This window comes from Paraburkholderia sp., from assembly GCF_036488505.1.
GTDB lineage: Bacteria > Pseudomonadota > Gammaproteobacteria > Burkholderiales > Burkholderiaceae > Paraburkholderia.
This window is the reverse complement of record NZ_DASXHN010000202.1, coordinates 1-19,224: the sequence shown is the minus strand read 5'-3', so window position 1 is coordinate 19,224 and position 19,224 is coordinate 1. Positions and strand designations below refer to the sequence as shown.

Below are 19,224 nucleotides of genomic sequence, written 5' to 3'. Positions count from 1 at the left end.
GCGGCTCCTCAAGCGGCGAGCGCGAGAAGCTGCGCTAGCTCGCCGGCATCCGACTGGTCTTCGGCGTGCATCACCCAGTCGACGATGCGGGCGATTCGGGTGGCGTCGATCCGGTGCGCGGCAAGCTTTCTCATCTTGCCGACGATCTCCGCTTCGCTCGCGAACGCGTGTTCGCTGCCGCGCTGCGCCTCGACCGTTTGTTCGAGCCGGGTGCCGTCGCGCAAGCGCACCTCGACGCGCACCATGTGCCGCAGCAGCGATCCACGCGCGGTGATCGACGGATCCTCGACCACCTGAACGCGCTCCGCCAGTGCCATCCGCTGAGGGTCGGCGACCTTGTCGTCGCTGAACTGGTCGACAAATACATCGCCTTCGAGCAGCAGCGTGGCGACGCAGTACGGCAGGTTCAGTTGCGCCGATGTGAGCCCCTGCGGCACGTATTTCCAGCCGACATGGTCGACGGTCACGCGCGAACCGTGCACGACGATTCGCTCGATATCGTCCGCGCCGAACGGATGACGCGCCTGCATCGCGCGGATCGCGTCGAGCGTCGTGTGATTGCTGCCCACGCAGGAGTAGAACTTCAGCGCGATGCGCATGGTCTCGAAGCGCTCGCCGAGGCCATCGACGAGTTGCGTCAGATCGAAGCGGTCGGATGAGCGCGAAAACGTGCTGCAAAACCCGCCGTACGGATTCTCGAACACGTCGACGATACCGGTGAAGCCGTTTTGCGCAAGCAACGCGCCGTACAAGCCGCTTTGCGCGGCACGGCCCGCGTGCATGCGTTTGACCATCGCACCGAACTGCGCGGCCATCAACCCGGCCGCCTGGGTGCCACCGATCCCGAGCGCGTGCACCGTTTGCTGCGCATCGAGTCGCAGCGCGGCGGCCGCGCCCGCCGCCGCGGAAAATACGCCGACCGTCGCGCCCGAATGCCAGCCTTGCGCGATGTGCTCCGGTCCCATGCACATGCCCACGCGCGGACCGACTTCATAGCCCGCTACGCAGGCCCGCAGAAACTCGCGCCCGGTCATCGGCGCGTCGGCGGACAGCAGCTCCGCGACAGCCAGCACCGCGGGCAAGGTCACCGCGCCGACATGCAGCACGCCGACGCGATGCACGTCGTCCAGCTCGAAACTCTGGATCAGCGTGCCGTTGACGAGCGCCGCATGCGGCGCGGACAAACGCAACGGCATGCCCCACACGCGGCAACCTTGCGTACTGTCAACGCGCTGCAAGGTCTCGGCAAGAATGCGGCTCCACGGCAGTCCCGCGCCGAATATCGCGCAGCCGAGCGAATCGAGAATCAACAGCTTGATGCGCGCACGCACCTCGTCGGGTATCGCCTCGTATCGCAAGCCCGCGACGAATGCGGCGATGCCGCCGGTATAAGGGTTTGCGCCGATGTCGTTGTGCTGGTTCATCTGCCTGAACGTCCGTTGAATGAATAAGCGGGCACAGAATGCCGCGTACTCAGTATCAACAGCAGGCGCGCGTTTGTGAATTGCACACGACGTGATTATTATTGCGTCACGTGCAAGAGTCAGCGGAGTGGCGATGAACCGTTTTTCGACTGTCGATCTCGACGCATTGCGAGCGTTCGTCGCGGTCGCATCGCACGCCTCGTTTAATGACGCCGCGCTCGAACTGAACCTGTCCGCGTCGGCTTTGACGCGCCGCATCAAACGGCTGGAAGAAGCGCTTGGCGTAATGCTGTTCGAGCGCACCACCCGCACGGTCGCGCTCACCCAAGCGGGAGACTTGTTGTTGCCGCGTGCGCAGCGCGTGTTGCGGGACCTGCTGGCGTCGCTCGAACTGGTGAGCGAAGCGACCCGGACGGGTGCGGGCCAGTTGACCATCGCGTGCATTCCGACGGTCACGAAGTTCATGCTGCCGACCATCGTCAGCAGTTATCACCAGCGCCGCCCTGACGTGCGATTGAGACTCATCGAAGCCAATCTCGCGACGGTCGTGCAGCGTGTCGCGCTCGGCGACGCGGACTTCGGTATCGCGTTCATGGTGAACGAATCGCCCGAGTTCGCCGTCGACGAATTGCTCGTCGATCCGTATGTGCTCGCGTGCCCTGCGGATCACCCGCTCGCCGCGCGCGAACATGTCACGTGGCCCGAGTTGCGTCCGTGGCCGCTGATCGTGTCGGGCACGTCGAGCGGCAACCGGCGCATGCTCGATGCCGCGCTCACGGATATCCATTGGCGCCCCGACCGGTTGATCGAGATCGAGCATCTGACCACGTCGTTGGGACTCGTTGAAGCCGGCCTCGGTATCTCCATCATTCCGCGTTGCGCGGCACCGCGCGACCCGCATGCGCGTATCGCGATCCGGCCGCTGGTCGATCCGACTGTTGCGCGAACCATCGGTCTGATTCGCCGGCGCGATGCCGCGCTGTCGCCGATCGCACGTGATTTTCGCCTCGCGTTGCGCAGGATGGCGCCATTCGATCTGTCGACTCTGCGCAGCGTTGTCTGAGCGCCGCGGTCATCGCGATGAAAGCGATGAAGGCGACGAACGATCGCGCGACTACGCGACCCGGAAGCTCGCGACTTGCCGCTCCAGTTCGCGCGACTGCTGATCGAGCGCCTGCGCGGCGGCGCTCGCCTGCTCGACCAGCGCGGCGTTCTGCTGCGTGATCGCATCCATCAGATTGACCGCGGCATCGACCTGTTCGATACCCGCGCGCTGCTCCTCGGCCGAGGACACGATGCCGCCCATCATGTCCGCGAAGCGCCGGGCCGCATCGAGAATCCTGTCGATCGACCGCTCGGCGTCGGCGACCATCGTCGTGCCGTCCGAGGCAGCACGAACCGCATCGCTCACCAGCTCGCCGATCTCTTTCGCGGCCGCCGCCGCATGCTGCGCGAGCGAACGCACTTCGGCGGCGACCACCGCGAAACCGCGCCCGTGCGCGCCCGCGCGCGCGGCCTCGACCGCCGCATTCAGCGCCAGAATGTTGGTTTGAAACGCGATGCCTTCGATGATGCCCGTGATGTCCGCAATCTTGCGCGCGCTCGAATCGATCCGTCCCATCGTGCCGATCACGCGCGTGATCGCGTCGCTGCCGTCGCTCGCAGCGGACGCCGCGCTGTCGGCAATCGTATGCGCCTGCTGCGCATGCGCCGCGTTCTGACGCACCGTTTCGGTCAGCTCGGTCATGCTGGCGGCGGTTTGCTCGAGCGAGGCCGCCTGCTCTTCGGTGCGCGACGACAAATCGAGCGTCCCCGCCGCGATCTCGGCGGTTGCGGTGCCGATCGACCGGCTGCTCGATCGCACCGCGGTGACGGTGCGCGCGAGCTGCGTCTGCATCGTGCGCAAGCCATCGAGCAAGCGGCCCATTTCGTCGGCGCGCCGGCTCACGATCGTGCGTTGCAAATCGCCTGCCGCGATCGCCTCGAAGTGCGTCAGCGCTTCGTTGAGCGGCGTCATGATCGCGCGGCGTAACGCGATCCAGCCGAATGCCGCTGCGGCGATACCGAACGCGATCGTCGCCGCCGATAGCGCGAAAAACAGATGAAAGTAGCGCTCGGCGTCGTCATAGCTGCGTTTCGCGTTCGCATACAGCGTGCGCTTCAACTCGTCGTTCGCGCTGCTCATCGCGTTGAACAGCGGGCTCAGCTGCACCGTCCCGATACGTTGCGCGCCGTCGCGGTCGCCCGCTTTCAGCGCGTCGATGAACGCATGCATCGCGTCGCGCATCGGCGCGCGCCGCTGGCTCGCCGCTTCGATCAGCGGCGCTTCGCCGGGCTCGTGCGGTTCGTCGACGAACGCGCGCCATTCGTCGTCCGATTGTGCGAAGAAGTCGCTCGCGTGTGCGATCTGTTCCTGCGCGCGCGGGCTGTCAGGCTGTGCGATCGCGCCGCCGAGCACGAGGCGCGTACGGCCGATCAACAGCTCCGCGTTGCCGATATGCACCGCCGCTGTGAGCTTGTTCTCGTAAGTGTCCTGATTCGCCCGATTCGCACGCCACGCGCCCACGAGACCGAGCGCGCCGATGCCTGTCATCAGCACCGTCAGCAGGCCGATCGTGAGCGCGAGCCGCACCTGAAGCGACATCGCCTTCGGGCGGGGTATGCGCGCGGCCGCGTGCTGCCCGGATGAGTCGGCAATGGTATCGAGGCTATCGGCGGCTAGGTTGGGCGTCATGGCGTGAGTTGGAATGGTGGTCGAAAAGGAAAGCGGGCGCCGCCACCGTTTGCGTGCACGGATCGACGCGCGGGCGGAAGTCACGACGAAATTCGAGCACCCCCCGCGCGCTGCCGCACCTTGCATTTGTGGTTTGACGTCGAAGCGGCAGGCGTGCGGCAGTTACGCCTAACACAGCGCGGCCGGATCGCGTGACGAGTGTAAACAAGCGGCCAAACGCGGTGAATCAGCGATTTTTTATCAAGTCATCACGACCGCCGATCAATGCGATCAGCGCGCGCCCCGATCGCGCGGGAGCTTTAATTCAACAGTCCCGCGCGGACTCCGTCAGAACATCTGCCGGATCCCGACGATTGCACCGAGTTGCCCAACTCCCGCCGTCGGGTTCGTGCCTCCGCCGCCCGCGCTTACCGAGAAGCGTGCCTTTGCGCTGTTCCACAGGTACGCAATATTTCCTTACACCGCGGTCCGCTTCGACAGAAAGTACGTGGCCCGAAGATCGGCCATTGTTGCCCTGGTGTCGTGTTGCTGCACGAGCACCCGGTATGCCTCGCCATCGATCGCAAAAGCCGGCGTGACGTAGTACTGCGCACCAAGATAAAAAAGATTCGAGCGAACGCTGGCAACCGATGTATCCGGCTCGACGCGCCGGCCAATCCAGCCGCCGCCGATTTTCACGTCCCACAGCCTCACGTAGCCGTTTGCCTGCACGCGGGCGTCCTTTGCCCCGCTCGACGCGATCGCGCCCGGGGCGATCCCATCGAAGAAGTTCGCGGCTGCGTTCGTGCCTCCGCGCTGCTCGTCGTAGGCCGATGCAAGCCCGAAGTTGGTGCCGTCATACTTGAGCATCGCGCTCCACTGGCGACACTGATTGATATCGCCTGGCACCTGTCCGGCGCAAGTTCCCTGACCGGGCGAATTGCCGGTGCCGGCGCTGTCGCGTCCGAACGAATAGGTCGCACCCGCTGTCAGCCCTCTGAACGTACCCTTGTACGCGACCGTATTGTCGCTTCGTGCATTCGGAAGATACGCGTCCAACGTCGCGCGTGTTGATGCTCAGCGTTCCTGAGCACGGAGCGGGCGCTCTTTTTCACAGCGCAATTCGATCGCCAGCTGTTTTGTTACCCGCACGACCGTGCACTCGGGCTAACGGCCGGCGCCGTCCGCGAGACGCTGATAGCAGAAGGAAGGGGACGACAAGTTGTGAATGCCTATACCAGCTATCGTCGCGCGCGTCGATCAGCTTCCTCAAAGACACCGGGCAACGTACGAACACCGATCGCCCCGATAAACGCAGAGGCCGGTACGCAGTCCCCCGCATACGGGCCTCTTTACCAGCCCCGATCGCGTCGCCGCGCTGGAGCCGTTGCACACACCTCGCGCGTTATTTGCGCTTCAGCTGCGAAATATCGCGCACCGCGCCGCGGTCGGCCGACGTCGCCAACGCCGCATACGCCTGCAATGCCTGCGACACCACGCGCTCGCGATTGACCGGCTGCCACGCGTCGTCACCGCGTGCTTCCATCGCCGCGCGACGGCGCGCGAGTTCCTCGTCCGACACCACCAGATGCATCTTGCGCTGCGGGATATCGATCTCGATCACGTCGCCGTCTTCGACCAGGCCGATCGTGCCGCCTTCGGCCGCTTCCGGCGACGCGTGGCCGATCACGAGGCCCGACGAGCCGCCCGAAAAGCGGCCATCGGTAAACAGCGCGCAGCTCTTGCCGAGACCCTTCGACTTCAGATACGACGTCGGGTACAGCATTTCCTGCATGCCGGGGCCGCCCTTCGGACCTTCATAGCGGATCACGACGACATCGCCCGGCACGACCTTGTCGCCGAGAATCGCATCGACCGCTTCGTCCTGGCTTTCGAACACGCGCGCACGGCCCGAGAACAGCCACTGCGATTCATCAACGCCAGCGGTCTTGACGATACAGCCCTTCTCCGCGAGATTGCCGTACAGCACCGCGAGGCCGCCGTCCTTCGAATAGGCGTTCTCCTTGCTGCGGATACAGCCGCTCTTGCGATCGGTGTCGAGCGTCGTGAACGTTGCTTCCTGGCTGAACGCGACGGTAGTCGGAATGCCGCCCGGCGCCGCGCGGAAGAACTTTTGCGCTTCTTCACTCGCGCCGCCGGCGACGTCCCACTTCGCGATCGCGTTGCCGAGCGTGCCGCTGTGCACGTTGCCGCACGACAGGTCGAGCAGTTCCGCGCGCGCGAGCTCGCCGAGGATACCGATGATGCCGCCCGCGCGATGCACGTCCTCGATGTGGTACTTGTCAGTCATCGGCGCGGCTTTGCACAGGCACGGCACGTTGCGCGAAATGCGATCGATATCCGACATCGTGAAGTCGACACCCGCTTCCTGCGCGGCGGCCAGCAGGTGCAACACGGTGTTGGTCGAACCGCCCATCGCGACGTCGAGCGTCATCGCGTTTTCGAACGCCTTCTTGGTCGCAATGCTGCGCGGCAGGACCGATGCATCTTCTTCCTGATAGTAGCGGCGGCACAGATCGACGACCAGACGGCCCGCCTGTTCGAACAGCCCCTTGCGCCATGCGTGCGTCGCGACGATCGTGCCGTTGCCCGGCAGCGCGAGGCCGATCGCCTCCGTCAGGCAGTTCATCGAATTCGCGGTGAACATGCCCGAGCACGAACCACAGGTCGGGCAGGCGTTGCGCTCGACTTCGGCGACTTCCGCGTCGCTGATCTTCGGGTCGGCTGCCTTGATCATCGCGTCGATCAGGTCGATCTTCGCGATCACCTGGCCGTCGGCCGGCGACCTGACCTTGCCTGCTTCCATGGGACCGCCGGAGACGAACACGACCGGAATGTTCAGACGCATCGCGGCCATCAACATGCCCGGGGTGATCTTGTCGCAGTTGGAGATGCAGACCATCGCGTCCGCGCAATGCGCGTTGACCATGTATTCGACCGAGTCCGCGATCAGTTCGCGCGATGGCAGCGAATACAGCATGCCGCCGTGGCCCATCGCGATGCCGTCGTCGACAGCGATCGTGTTGAATTCCTTCGCGACGCCACCGGCCGCCTCGATCTGCTGCGCGACCAGCGCGCCGAGGTCGCGCAGATGCACGTGGCCCGGCACGAACTGCGTGAACGAGTTCACGACCGCGACGATCGGCTTGCCGAAATCGTCGTCTTTCATGCCGGTCGCGCGCCACAGCGCGCGGGCGCCGGCCATGTTGCGGCCGTGAGTCGAAGTGCGTGAGCGATAGTGGGGCATCTGTATCCTCGGGATTGCTGTTATTGAATTCGAATAGCGCCTGCGATGACTGGCTGAACACCGCAACGTTGGTAGCGGCGGCGGTGCCACGTTCGGCTCGCGTGCGGTGCGGACCGCAATGGTGTGCAGCGCGCGCGCTGGCATCGAATAGTGCAAGAACGCCAGTAAGACGTCCAATATACTTTTTCGGCGCGATTAGGTCGAAAAACGTATTAGTTGGCGATCGAGAGCCGCGCCGACTTAGGGGCGTCGACGGACGCCGACGGCGACCACCGTCGACGCACCGTTGCCGAGGTGATGGATCGCAGTTTGTTGACACCGCGTGCACCGGGGCGAATAATCACATGTTCGTTAATCGAAGCACCGTTCGTTGTAAGAACAATGAAAAGCAATCAGAAGTCTTTCATGGCACACAGCCGTGATTAACAAAGACTGCGGTAAAGCCCCGGTCCACGCTTGGGCATTTCCACGAAGCTCCCTCTCATCGAGGTCAGGTCACGCAAACGCGTCAGCGGTACCTGCGCATATCCCGAACACGCGGGTCCGGCGCGCCGTTCCGTCCGCTCCGTGCCGCAAACGGCCGGCCACCACTCAAAGTCACACACCCCATGAAGCGAGATCACTCCGTTAAAGCTGCTGCCGAGCCTGCCGCTTCACGCGGCATCGTCGGCAGCCTGGTTTATGTTTTCGAGCAGGTCATGCCCGATCCGTTCGTGCTGTCGATCTGCCTGACGTTCTTCGTCGCGGTGCTGGCGCTATTGATCGCGCCGGGCGGCACGCTGCCGACACTGCTCGATTCCTGGTACACCGGCACATTCGGCATTCTGGGCTTCGCGCTGCAGATGATCCTGATCCTCGCCACCGGCTATGCGATCGCGGAAGCACCCATCGTGCAGCGCGGATTGCGCGCGCTTGCCGCCCACGCCCACACGCCGACGCGCGCCGCACTGCTCGTGTTTCCGGTCGTCGCGGTTGCGGCGTGGCTCAACTGGGGGCTCGGGCTGATCGTCGGCGCGCTGCTATCGCGGGAAATCGCGCGGCGCGTCGACGTCGATTTCGCATGGCTCGTGGCCGGCAGCTATTCGGCGTGGTCGATCTGCAATAGCGGTCTGTCGAGTTCGATCGCGCTGTCGCAGGCATCGCACGGCAATGCGCTGAATCTCGTCGAGAAAGCGACCGGCCACGTGGTGCCGCTCAGCGAGACGATCTTCGCGCCATTCGTCTTTATTCCAACGGTGCTGGTCGTCGTCGTAATGACCGCGATCTTCATCAACATGCATCCGAAAGCGCACAACGTGGTCGCGTTTCGTCAGAGCGGCGAGAACGCGGCCGACGCACAGAGCGACGATCCGCACGCCCGCGCGAGCGATGCGTCGTCGCTCGCGGCACGCCTCGAACGGTCGATGCTCGGCACGCTGTTGCTGCTGGCGCTCGGCATCGGCTATCTGGCGATGACGTGGCACAAGGAAGGCTTCGATCTCGACATCAACAACACGATCCTGATCTTTCTGCTGATCGGTCTCGCGCTGCAGCGCACGCCGATCGCCTACGCGAATTCGATTCGCCGCGCCGCGCGTCAAACCGGTTCGATGCTGCTGCAATATCCGATGTACGGCGGGATCATGGGCATCATGAAAGGCACGGGGCTCGCGTCGATGATTGCGAAGGCGTTCGTGACGATCGCGTCGCCGGTCACCCTCCCGCTGTGGAGTTATCTGAGCTCGCTGATCATCACGCTACTCGTGCCAAGCGCCGGTGGTCACTGGGCCGTGCAGGGTCCGTTCGTGCTGCCCGCTGCGATCAGTCTGCATGCATCGGTGCCCCGTACGGCGATGGGCGTCGCGATGGCGGAGAACGTGTCGAATATGCTGCAGCCGTTCTGGGCCGTGCCGATCGTCGCGATCGCGGGTATCCGGATTCAGCGCGTGATGGGATATACGGCGGTGACGTTCGCGGTGTCGCTCGTGATTTACGCGGTCGCATTGTGGCTGGTGCCTTGATCAGCGCAACCGGACGTCACCCGCGCCCCAGGCACGCTCCCTGCTAACGCCTTCGACACACGCAGAATCATTCCGACAGGCAATCAGGGAGTCCAACAATGAAAGCAAAAAAGTTGACATGCACGATGATCTGCGCGGCCACACTCGCCGCGCTCAGCGCGTCGCCGGCGGCGCTTGCCCAGATCGCGGGACTGCAGCCGCTCGGCGGCACCGTCGAACAGACCGATGCGCTACTGAAGGGCTGGAGCGTGCGGCGCGCGCTCGTCGATGAGCCCGTCTACAACGATCTGAACGACAAGATCGGCAGCATCTACGACGTGATCATCGCGCCGGATCGCAAGGCGACCTACGCGGTGGTATCGGTGGGCGGATTTCTCGGCATGGGCAAGCACTACGTCGCGATTCCGGTCGATCATTTCCAGATCCGCGACGGCAATCTGTTCCTTGCAGGCGCAACCAAGGACGCGTTGAAGTCGGTGCCCGAATTCGAGTACAACAAGCTCGAGAAAGCGACGAAGCCGCACAAGGTGTCGGCTGAATGAAACAGCAAACAAGGTATTGGCGCGACGGGCCGCGTCATCGAGGCGCGCGCTTCTTATTGCCGCGCGGGCGAAGCGCGAAATAACCGGTGCTTCGCTTCAACGTTTGGCGGCGGTTACCAGTTGCAGCGGCGTCTCGATCACCTTTGACAGTTCCCGCTGCTTGCGCCGCTCGGTCACCGCCTTCAACGCAAAGTCGATACCGAACACTGCCTGCCGGTCGGCGAACTGATTCATCGTTGCCAGTACGCGGCCATCGGCAAGCAGCGGTCTGATCGCATCGATCGCGTTGTAGCCGGTCACATACACGCCACCGCCGCGGCCCGCATCGCGGATTGCATCGACCGCGCCCATCGCCATGTTGTCGTTGCCGCACAGCAGCGCGCGCAATTGCTGATGCTCGGCGAGCATTTTCGCAGCGACGTCGCGACCCTTGCCGTAATCCCAATTGCCTGGCTCGACCGCGACGACCTGCGCGTTCACCGCTTCCATTGCTTCGCGGTAGCCGGCCGTGCGCTCTTGCGCATTACCGCTTGCACGAGTGCCTTCGATGATCCCCACCTGATCGCCGGGCGCTAAACGCGCCGCCAGATAATCGCCAACCTGCTTCGCACCTTTGCGGTTGTTCGGCCCGACGAACGGTACTGAAATGCCGGCGGCTTCCTGCGCCACTGCGTCGAGCGGACTGTCGATCACGATCATGATGATGCCGGCCTTGATGCCGCGCCCGACGACCGGAATCAGCGCCTTCGAATCGGTCGGCGCGATCACGATCGCGTTCATCTTCGCCCTGATCATCTCGTCGACCATCCGGATCTGCGCGGCGGTGTCGGTCTGTTTGGTCGTGCTGCGAATCGTCAGATTGAATTGCGACGCGAAGTGCTGCTGGTAATTGCGAGCGGCATCGAGCATCGAAACCGTGAACGGATCGGACGTCGCTTTCAGCACGAGCGCGATTTTGAGCGTGGTACCGGGCGCTACTTCGGCATACGCGTCGCCCGCGAACACGGGAAGGCCAGCGAGACCCGTGGCGCTCAACGCGCTCGCGAGCAAGATGCGGCGGCGCAGATTCCGCGTCATGGCTTCACTCCGTCGCGCACGTGCTGATCGAACACCACGCGGCGCACCGTTGTGAATCGCGCGGACAGCGCCCGGCCACGAAAAAACCTTTGCACGCTCATCATTGCTCCTTCAGCACCGACAGGCTAGCGGCGATTTCGTCGAAGAGCGGCCGGCTATCGATTGCTTCACTCAGACAACGCGTTCTCAACGCGACGAGTTCGGCGGCGATCTGCGGTTGCGCATCCAGTGCGTCGCAACGCTCGATCAGTTCTTCGAGCAGACAGCCATACGCTCTGACTTCGAGCCGCTGCAACGCGACGCCAAGATCGCGATCGCTCGCGTCGTAGAACGATGCGGCGCCGAAGTCGCCGAGCAGCGCGTGACCCGCGCCGTCGTGGAGGATGTTGTGCGCGTACAGATCGCCATGCATGATGCCGCGCCGATGCAGATGGCTCCCGACATTCGCGATGCCGCTCGCGATGCCCACTACCGCACCGAGATCGAACCGCAAACCATCGCGATAGACATCGCGCGTACACGACGCAAGACTCGGCGGACCCGCGAGGTTGCCGAAACGCGGATCGATCAGCTCCATCACCAGCCCATGTGTGGCCGCCGGATGATCGATCACCTTGCCGAGCACCGGGATCAGGCTCGCCTCGTCGCCAGCGCGAATCCAAGCGGCCATTTCGCAGTCGGGCAGACCGTCGCTGGTCACGGCGCCTTTGAACAGTTTGACGGCCACCGCACGCTGACGCTGGCGGCCGCCGTCGCGATCGTCGCGCAGCGTCGCGCGATAGATCACGCCCGACGCGCCCTCGCCCAGCGGCTGCTCGAGCGTCAGCCGGTCCCAGCGGATTGCGCGGATCGGCGTATCGCTCAGCGCCGCGTCTTCGAGCGCGGCGCCGAACGGATTGCCCGCATACGCGAGCCATGCGAGGCGCGGCAGTCGCAGCAACCAGCGCGGCAACGCGGCGAACCGGTTCGCCGCCAGCCGCAGCAGTTCGAGCCGCGAGCAGGCGGCCAATTCCTCGGGCAACGCGCGCAGCCGGTTGCCGGCCAGCATCAGCTTCTGCAATTGCATGCAACGACCTAGTTCGGCTGGCAGATGCCCGATTTCGTTGTCGGTCAGGATCAACCAGCGTAATGCAGGCGGCAACGCGGCCGCCGGCACTTCGCTAATGCGATTTGCCTTGAAGCCGATCATGCTCAATTGCGTGCAGTCGCCCAGCACTTCCGGCAGTGCAGTAAACGCGTTGTTCGACGCGAATAGGATGCGCAGTTTGCGTAGGCGTGGCAGATCGTCGGGCAACGTCGACAGCGCGTTGTTCGACAGGTCGAGCACTTCGAGCGTATCGGCGAGATCGAAAACCTCGCGCGGAAGCTGTTTCAAACCGCACGCCAGTTTGAGTTCACGCACACCCGCCAGTTGCCCGGCGCGGAGTTGTTCTAAAGTCGTAGTCACAGTCGTGAGCAAAGAGGTTCGGGCAGCGCCGTGCGATACCGACGCTATCGATTCTACTGAGTTGCGCAGTGCCTGCGGTACAGTGACCGCATCGTTGCATCCGCCGCGGCCATGGCGAACGCGAATGAGACAGCAATATGTGGAGCGCGTTCGGACAACGCGAGCGCCACACTATCGGACATCGACGCCACTTTCGTGTGGGCTTTTGCGCCGCTCCGCGCAGCCGCCTCGCGATTCGCGCGTCCGAACCCGTCAGGAGTTACACCAAATGACCTACGCATACAAATTGATCGATTCGCCCGTCGGCCAATTGAAACTCGTGGCCAACGGCGCATGCCTCGCCGCGATTCTGTGGGAACACGACAAGCCGAACCGGGTGCGCCTCGGCGAGATGACCGAAGCGAACGAGCTTGCGGTACTGGTCGACACCGAGCGGCAATTGCGGGAATACTTCGCCGGCACGCGGCAAGCTTTCGATTTGCCGCTCGCGTTTCAGGGCACCGAATTTCAGAAGAAGGTCTGGCACGCGCTGCTGACGATTCCGTTCGGCCAGACCCGCAGCTATACGGAGATCGCGCACCAGGTGGGCAATGTCGGTGCGGTGCGGGCGGTCGGCGCGGCCAACGGCCGAAATCCGATTTCGATCGTCGCGCCATGTCATCGGGTGATTGGCGCGTCGGGCGAGCTAACCGGGTTTGCCGGCGGCCTCGCGAACAAGATGCTGCTGCTTTCACTGGAGGCCGGCCAGACTTCGCTCGAAGCGGCCGCGACAGCGGCTGGCGCGCAGTTGCACGAGCCGCCGCGCCACGCAACGCGAGCGGCCACAGCTGGCGTGCCTGCAAAACCAACACGTGCGATGCCGAGCCGTGGCACGCAGGCGTCGTTGTTCGGTCACTGGGAAACGCAGTGAACTAGCCGGGCAACCACGCCAACGCTTCATTCACGTTGCCGACGTTGGCAACGCGGTCCGTCGACCGCGCCACCCACGTCCGCGTCGAATCACGAACGCTTCGACCATGCGTCCAGCAGGATCGAAGCGGCCGCCGTCGCGGCGACCTGGCAGCCGAGCACGATATGTTCGTCGGCCGTGTCCTCGATAAAGTCGTGACTCACGCCACCGATACTCGGCACGAACATCATGCAGGCCGGCATGCAACGCGCGATCAACTGCGCGTCGTGCGCGGCGCCGCTCGGCATGCGCAGCCAGTGCCCCGGCGCGAGCGCTTCGGCTGCTCGCGCGATATGTTCGGCGAGCGTCGCATCCATGCTGACCGGTTCGACCGGATCGTCCAGCGTCTGCAATTCGACGCGCACCGCGTTTTGCGCATTGAAGTCGCGCGCCAACTCCGTCAGCTTCTGTTCCATCGCATCGAGGCGCCCGGCATTCGCGTCGCGGAATTGCAGATACATGTCGGCCGTTCCCGGCACGACGCTCATCGAGCCCGGATCGAGATCGATGCGGCCCACGGTCCACACCGTATCGGCGTCGACGAGCGGCTTGAACGCGTCGTTCATCCGCGCGATAAACGCGACCAGCGCCGCGCCGGCATCGCGGCGGATCGCCATCGGTGTCGTGCCCGCATGATTGCGCTGACCGTGAAAGCGCAGCCGTACGTCGCGCAAGCCGACGATCGTCGTGACCACGCCGATCGACTTGCCGACGGCTTCCAGCCGGCCACCCTGCTCGATATGCGGCTCCAGATACGCGACCTGACGCCCCGCTTCGAAACGCTCGCGCGGGCGCCCCGCGAGTCCCGCCGTCTTCAGCACGTCTTCGAGGCGCTCGCCGTGCCGGTTGGTCGCGCCGCGAATCGATTCGTCGACCGGCTCGCCGACGAAGCTGCGGCTGCCGAGAAAGCCCGAGAACGTGCCCTCCTCGTCGATCCACGACGCGACGTCGACCGCGAGGTGACGCGTCGCATCGTTTTCCGCCAGCGCGCGGGCGATCTCGAGGCCGTACATCACGCCCAGCGCGCCATCGAGCCAGCCGCCGGTCGGCTGCGTGTCGGTGTGCGAGCCGATCACGAGCGCCGGGCCGCTGTTGCGCGAGCGTCCGAACACGGTCCCCACGCCGTCGATGCGCGCGTCGAGCCCCGCTTCGGTCATCCGTGCGACCAGCCATTCACGCGCGGCCAGATCCACCGGCGACAGCGACAGCCGAACCACACCCGGGCCGGTCGCGCCGAAGCTGCGCAGCTGTTCGAGGTCGGCCATCAGACGGCACGGATCGATCTTCACCACGTTGTGATCTCCTTCGATTGATTGCGGACCCCGCCGCGCGAAAAATCGCCCGGCGAGATGTTGTAAGCGAGCCGAAACGCGCGCTTGCCATCCGATGCGCTAGCGAACCCGCAGTCGTACGGCGCACGGTGTCTTCGCCTTGGGCGAATCATAGCCGCTGATACGGAAGACTGGCGCGCCGCAAAGGGCCGCGCCGCATATAAAAATGGCCGCGCTTCGATGCCGCGCGGCCAGTTGCGGAACGCCGAATCAGATCACGGCGCTACAGCCGGAAGTGGACTGGCGTCCACTTACTTTATTAGCCTGTCACTGCCACAACGTGCGGCCGAAGAACGTCAACGTGCGATCCCACGCCTGCTGCGCCCAAACCGGATCGTATTGCGTCTGCGCGATACGGCCGGGGCCTACCGCCGTTTCGTTCGCGAATGCATGGTGCGCCAGATAGCGATGAAACTCGATATCGACTTTGGCGTCGGTCAGCTTCTTCTGTAGCGTATCAACGGTTTCGGCGGCGAAGAATTGGTCCTGCAACGCCCAATGGCCCAACACCGGCACGTTGATTTTCGACGCGTCGATATAGTCGAGCGGAGGAAAGCCATACCAGACTGCGCCAGCCGACAGCTCAGGCACATTGCACAGCGCGAGCAGCGTCAGCGCGCCGCCCATGCAATAGCCGGTCACGCCGACCTTCGCCGTGTGCTGCTTCAGATACTGCACCGCGCCGCGCACGTCCTGCGTGGCGGCGTCGCCGAAATCGAGGGCGCTCATCAGGTGGTGCGCTTCTTCCTGCTCGACGGTCGACTTGCCGCGATAGAGGTCGGGCACCAGCGCCAGATAACCGGCCTGCGCGAGCCGGTCGGCGACGCCGCGAATCTGCTCGTTCAAGCCCCACCATTCCTGGATCACGACGATAGCCGGCGCGCCATCGGCTTTGGCCGGCTTCGCGAGATAGCCCTGGAGCTGCTGGCCGTCGGGACGGTTGAACGTGATCATCGAACCTGCTGGCTGGGTCATCGGTTGCTCCTCGAGTAGACGAAAGCGCTAGCATAGCGCCAGTGCCCGATGTCTGTTCCGCCGGACGCGCGCTCACGTGCAATCGCGATCCAGCCGAATCGCGATTGCACGCTAGAACCGCTCCAGCACGCCGAATTGCACGCCCGCGACGGGCGCGCCCGGATAGGCGACCGGCAGCCCGGTCACGTTGACACCGCGCAGCGTAAAGCTCGAGTCGTCGTGATTCGCGAGGTAGGCGGCGCTGAAGTAAAGCTGCAGCGTGCGCGACAGGTCGTACTCGAACGCGGCGCTGAACTGATCGGCGCTCCCATCGGGCGTCGTGTAGTCGCGCACGTGCGCATAGCCGAGCGAAGCCCGCGCGTTCGCCGACAGACTGTACTGCGCAGAGAGCGAACCGCCCGCAGCGTGATAGACCGGCGCGCCGCCGTCGCCGTTGAAAAACGACAGCCACACGCGCAGCTTGCCGAACCCGTAGCTCGCGCCGCCGAGATTCGCGCGCAGCGCGCCGGCGCCGTGCGTCTGCTGACGCGCGTACAGCAGATGCAGTTCGTCGATCCGATACGACGCGGTCACGTAGTAGCCATCGATGCCGTTGCCGTCCTGTTCCGATGGGTCGCGCGTCGCCAGCATCACCGTGGCGGCGAAGCCCGCGACCCGTGGCGACAGATACGCGACCGCGCTGCTCGCGTACGGCGTGATCTTCGACAGATTGTTGAGTCCCGATGCGATCGTGCCGGCGCCGAATGCATCCAGATCGCCCTTGAACGGGATATAGATCGGCGAGTACTGGCGGCCGGCCCGCACTTCACCCCATGGACCGCTTGCGCCGATCCACGCCTGGCGGTTGAAGATCGAGCCGGGCACCTGTAGCGAGCCGTCGACCGAGCTGAAGCCGTTCTCGAGCGTAAACACGATCGCGGTACCGCCGCCGATCGGCTCCGCGCCATGCAGCCCGAAGCGCGAGCCGCGAAACGCGCCCGAGTCGAGCCGTGGAGTCCAGCCGGAGCCGGGGTCGGTGATTTCCAGGCTGGTGTCGAGCACGCCGTATAGCGAGACGAAGCCCGCGTTGATCTGGGCGGCTGGCGCGGGCTGCGAGCACAGCAGCAACGCGATGGCGGCGATGAAGCCGGGACCGATGCGCGTGCAGGTGAGCGCGCGCCAAAGCCTCGTCGCGATTCGCGCGAGCGATGGAGTTCCGAGGGTCTGGCGGGTCTTCAAAGGTAAAGCCGTAGCGTGGCGCAGGGTGAGGTCCTCCGCTGGCACATCGATCGGTATGGTGCGCCACAGAAATTACCACGCTGAATCGCGTGATTCGGCGTGCGCGCCCACGCGCCCACGTGCGCGCCGTCGCCGAGTTGCACGAACCGTACCAGCCGCAGGCCGGCTTTTCGCCCGCTCAGCTGTCTCTTCCACCGCACGAATCGTTTTTTTGATAGGGGAAAACCCATATAATCGACCGAGAGGTCAGACAACTTTCGTACAATCGTCGCCCCCCACAATCTGACGCGCCCCACCCTGAACCGCCTCTGCCCGCTTCCGTGAATTCAACCGCCACCACCGCCGCTCCCCCACCCACCCCCACGCTGCCGTTTCGGAACGCGCTGCTCGCGATGCTCGGCATCGGCCTCGTCAACATGCTGGTCGCGCTCGATCAGACGGTGGTCAGCACCGCGTTGCCGTCGATCGTCGCCGAACTGCACGGTTTTGAATATTTCGCGTGGATCGCAAGCGCGTATCTGCTCGCGTCGGTCGTCACGGTGCCAGTGTTCGGACGGCTCGGCGACTACTTCGGGCGCAAGCGCTTCGTGATCGCCGCAGTGATCACGTTCACGGCCGCGTCGGTGTTGTGCGGCCTCGCGCCGAACATGCTGTTCCTGACGATCGCGCGCGGGCTGCAAGGCGCCGGCGGCGGCATGATGGTCGGCACCGCGTTCGCGTCGATCCCGGATCTGTTCCCCGATCCGCGCACGCGCGTGCGCTGGCAGGTGGTGCTCGCCGCCGCATACGGCATCGGCACCGCGGCCGGTCCGTCGCTCGGTGGCTGGATGAGCGAGCACCTCGGCTGGCGCTCCACGTTTCTCGTGAATCTGCCGGTCGGCGCGGCGGCGCTCTATTTCATCTGGGTGCATCTGCCGACGTTCCGGCGGCCGCAGCAAGGCGAGGTGAAGATCGACTGGCTCGGCGCCGCGCTGGTAGCGGGCGTGCTCGGCGGCTTGCAGGCGTTTATCGAAGCCGTGCCGAAGGACGGCCTCACGGCGGGCAATCTGGTGCTCGGCGCCGGCGTGATCGTCGGCGCGGTCGCGCTGCTGATCTGCGAAAAGCGTGCAACCCATCCGATCATCCCGCTCGACCTGTTCAAGGACCCGCAGCTCGTCACGCTGTTTACGCTCGGCATGCTGTCCGGCTTCGTAATGTTCTCGCTGATCTTCTTCGCGCCGCTGCTGCTGCAAGGCGGCTTCGGCCTGTCGCCGCAGCAGGCGGGCCTGCTCGCGACGCCGATCGCCGCCTGCATCGCGCTCGGCAGTCTGCTGAATACGCGCATCGTGATTCACATGAAAAAGCCCACGCGCATTCTGTCGATCGGTTTCGCGCTGTTGATGTTCGCGTCGATCGCGCTCGCGTTCGCCAATCCCGGTACGCCGCGCCTGCGCATCGTCATGCCGATGGGGGCGGTGGGCATTGGCCTCGGTTTCATTCTGAACAACCTGAACGTGTTCGCGCAGGAAATCGCCGGGCGGGAACGCTTCGGCATCACGACCGCGCTGCTGCAATCCACGCGGATGGTCGGCGGCATGCTGGGCACGAGTATCGTCGCGACCGTCGTGTCGCATCACTACCGCAACGTCGTCACGCGCACGATGAGCGTGCTTGGCGAGCCGGCGGCATCGCAATGGCGGCCGCGCTTCGTCGATCTGCGCATCCTGATCGACGACGCTGCGCGCACGCAGTTGATCGCGGATATGAAATCGTCAGGGCTCAACACGCTCGCGCTGCTCGACACCGCGCGCGACGCGCTGGTGCAGTCGATTCATATCGGCGTGTGGCTGACGGCGGTCGCATCGCTCGCGGCCGCGCTGCTGGTGCAGCGGATTTCACAGGTGGTGTTTCGGCGCGGGTGAAAGGAAAGTGCCGCGGCTGGCTGCTCGGCAACCCACATCCAATAGAAAAGGCGGCGGCACGCAAAACCGTGCCGCCGCCTTTCTCACATCTGTCGTAACGGTATCAACGCACCAGACACGGACGCTTGTTATCAAACTTCCAGTTCGGAATCAGATACTGCATCGCCACGCCGTCGTCGCGCGCGCCAAGGCCATGCTGCAGATACAGCGCATGAGCCTTTTCGAGCGCGTCCATATCCAGCTCGACGCCGAGGCCCGGCTTGCGCGGCACCTTCACCTTGCCGCCGACGATCTGCAGCGGGTCCCGCGTCAGGAACTGGCCGTCCTGCCAGATCCAGTGGGTGTCGATCGCGGTGATCTTGCCCGGCGCGGCGGCCGC

The 19,224-nt window shown here is 64.6% G+C and carries 14 protein-coding genes and 1 pseudogene; 5 read left to right on the top strand and 10 right to left on the bottom strand.

Annotation, left to right across the window (positions count from 1 at the left end):
- Positions 1-8 precede the first annotated feature (8 nt).
- Positions 9-1,424, bottom strand: coding sequence for an MmgE/PrpD family protein (locus VGH68_RS12130; RefSeq protein ID WP_331603864.1), 1,416 nt, complete (start codon positions 1,422-1,424; stop codon positions 9-11).
- Positions 1,425-1,557: 133 nt separating this feature from the next.
- On the opposite strand from VGH68_RS12130, the gene VGH68_RS12125 reads away from it, so the two are divergent.
- Positions 1,558-2,487 (top strand): LysR family transcriptional regulator, encoded by a 930-nt coding sequence (locus VGH68_RS12125; RefSeq protein WP_331603863.1) that lies wholly within the window; start codon positions 1,558-1,560, stop codon positions 2,485-2,487.
- Between the two features lie 51 nt (positions 2,488-2,538).
- On the opposite strand, the gene VGH68_RS12120 is transcribed toward VGH68_RS12125, so the two are convergent.
- The 3 genes and pseudogenes from VGH68_RS12120 to ilvD form a co-directional block, all read right to left on the bottom strand.
- Entirely contained in the window at positions 2,539-4,158 is a 1,620-nt protein-coding gene (locus tag VGH68_RS12120; RefSeq protein ID WP_331603862.1) for a methyl-accepting chemotaxis protein, read from the bottom strand.
- A 327-nt stretch (positions 4,159-4,485) separates the two neighbouring features.
- Positions 4,486-5,199: pseudogene (locus VGH68_RS12115) on the bottom strand (porin); the annotation flags it as partial.
- A 343-nt stretch (positions 5,200-5,542) separates the two neighbouring features.
- Positions 5,543-7,405 carry a dihydroxy-acid dehydratase gene (gene ilvD, locus VGH68_RS12110; RefSeq protein ID WP_331603861.1) on the bottom strand — a complete coding sequence of 621 codons (1,863 nt, stop codon included), beginning with the start codon at positions 7,403-7,405 and terminating at the stop codon, positions 5,543-5,545.
- A 608-nt stretch (positions 7,406-8,013) separates the two neighbouring features.
- Between ilvD and VGH68_RS12105 the strand changes: the two genes are divergently transcribed.
- Both VGH68_RS12105 and VGH68_RS12100 read left to right on the top strand, forming a co-directional pair.
- On the top strand, positions 8,014-9,405 hold the full coding sequence (locus VGH68_RS12105; protein WP_331603860.1) for a TIGR00366 family protein: 1,392 nt from the start codon (positions 8,014-8,016) through the stop codon (positions 9,403-9,405).
- A gap of 98 nt (positions 9,406-9,503) precedes the next feature.
- On the top strand, positions 9,504-9,947 hold the full coding sequence (locus VGH68_RS12100; RefSeq protein ID WP_331603859.1) for a PRC-barrel domain-containing protein: 444 nt from the start codon (positions 9,504-9,506) through the stop codon (positions 9,945-9,947).
- A 96-nt stretch (positions 9,948-10,043) separates the two neighbouring features.
- On the opposite strand, the gene VGH68_RS12095 is transcribed toward VGH68_RS12100, so the two are convergent.
- Positions 10,044-11,024, bottom strand: a complete 981-nt coding sequence (locus VGH68_RS12095) for a substrate-binding domain-containing protein (protein ID WP_331603858.1) — start codon at positions 11,022-11,024, stop codon at positions 10,044-10,046.
- Between the two features lie 100 nt (positions 11,025-11,124).
- Entirely contained in the window at positions 11,125-12,471 is a 1,347-nt protein-coding gene (locus VGH68_RS12090; RefSeq protein ID WP_331603857.1) for a leucine-rich repeat-containing protein kinase family protein, read from the bottom strand.
- Between the two features lie 268 nt (positions 12,472-12,739).
- Here VGH68_RS12090 and VGH68_RS12085 point away from each other — a divergent pair, with 268 nt between their 5' ends.
- Positions 12,740-13,381 (top strand): methylated-DNA--[protein]-cysteine S-methyltransferase, encoded by a 642-nt coding sequence (locus tag VGH68_RS12085; RefSeq protein WP_331603856.1) that lies wholly within the window; start codon positions 12,740-12,742, stop codon positions 13,379-13,381.
- A gap of 89 nt (positions 13,382-13,470) precedes the next feature.
- On the opposite strand, the gene VGH68_RS12080 is transcribed toward VGH68_RS12085, so the two are convergent.
- From VGH68_RS12080 to VGH68_RS12070, 3 genes are all read right to left on the bottom strand, one after another.
- The gene (locus VGH68_RS12080; protein ID WP_331603855.1) at positions 13,471-14,712 is read right to left on the bottom strand and encodes a Zn-dependent hydrolase; all 1,242 of its coding nucleotides are present in this window, start codon (positions 14,710-14,712) and stop codon (positions 13,471-13,473) included.
- Between the two features lie 306 nt (positions 14,713-15,018).
- Complete coding sequence (locus VGH68_RS12075; protein ID WP_331603854.1) at positions 15,019-15,726, bottom strand: dienelactone hydrolase family protein; 708 nt, start codon at positions 15,724-15,726, stop codon at positions 15,019-15,021.
- Positions 15,727-15,837: 111 nt separating this feature from the next.
- Entirely contained in the window at positions 15,838-16,839 is a 1,002-nt protein-coding gene (locus tag VGH68_RS12070; RefSeq protein ID WP_331603891.1) for a porin, read from the bottom strand.
- Between the two features lie 497 nt (positions 16,840-17,336).
- On the opposite strand from VGH68_RS12070, the gene VGH68_RS12065 reads away from it, so the two are divergent.
- Positions 17,337-18,845, top strand: a complete 1,509-nt coding sequence (locus tag VGH68_RS12065) for an MFS transporter (protein ID WP_331603890.1) — start codon at positions 17,337-17,339, stop codon at positions 18,843-18,845.
- Between the two features lie 103 nt (positions 18,846-18,948).
- Here VGH68_RS12065 and VGH68_RS12060 read toward each other — a convergent pair.
- Positions 18,949-19,224 (bottom strand): enolase C-terminal domain-like protein (locus VGH68_RS12060; protein ID WP_331603853.1); only part of this gene is annotated, 276 nt, incomplete at its 5' end.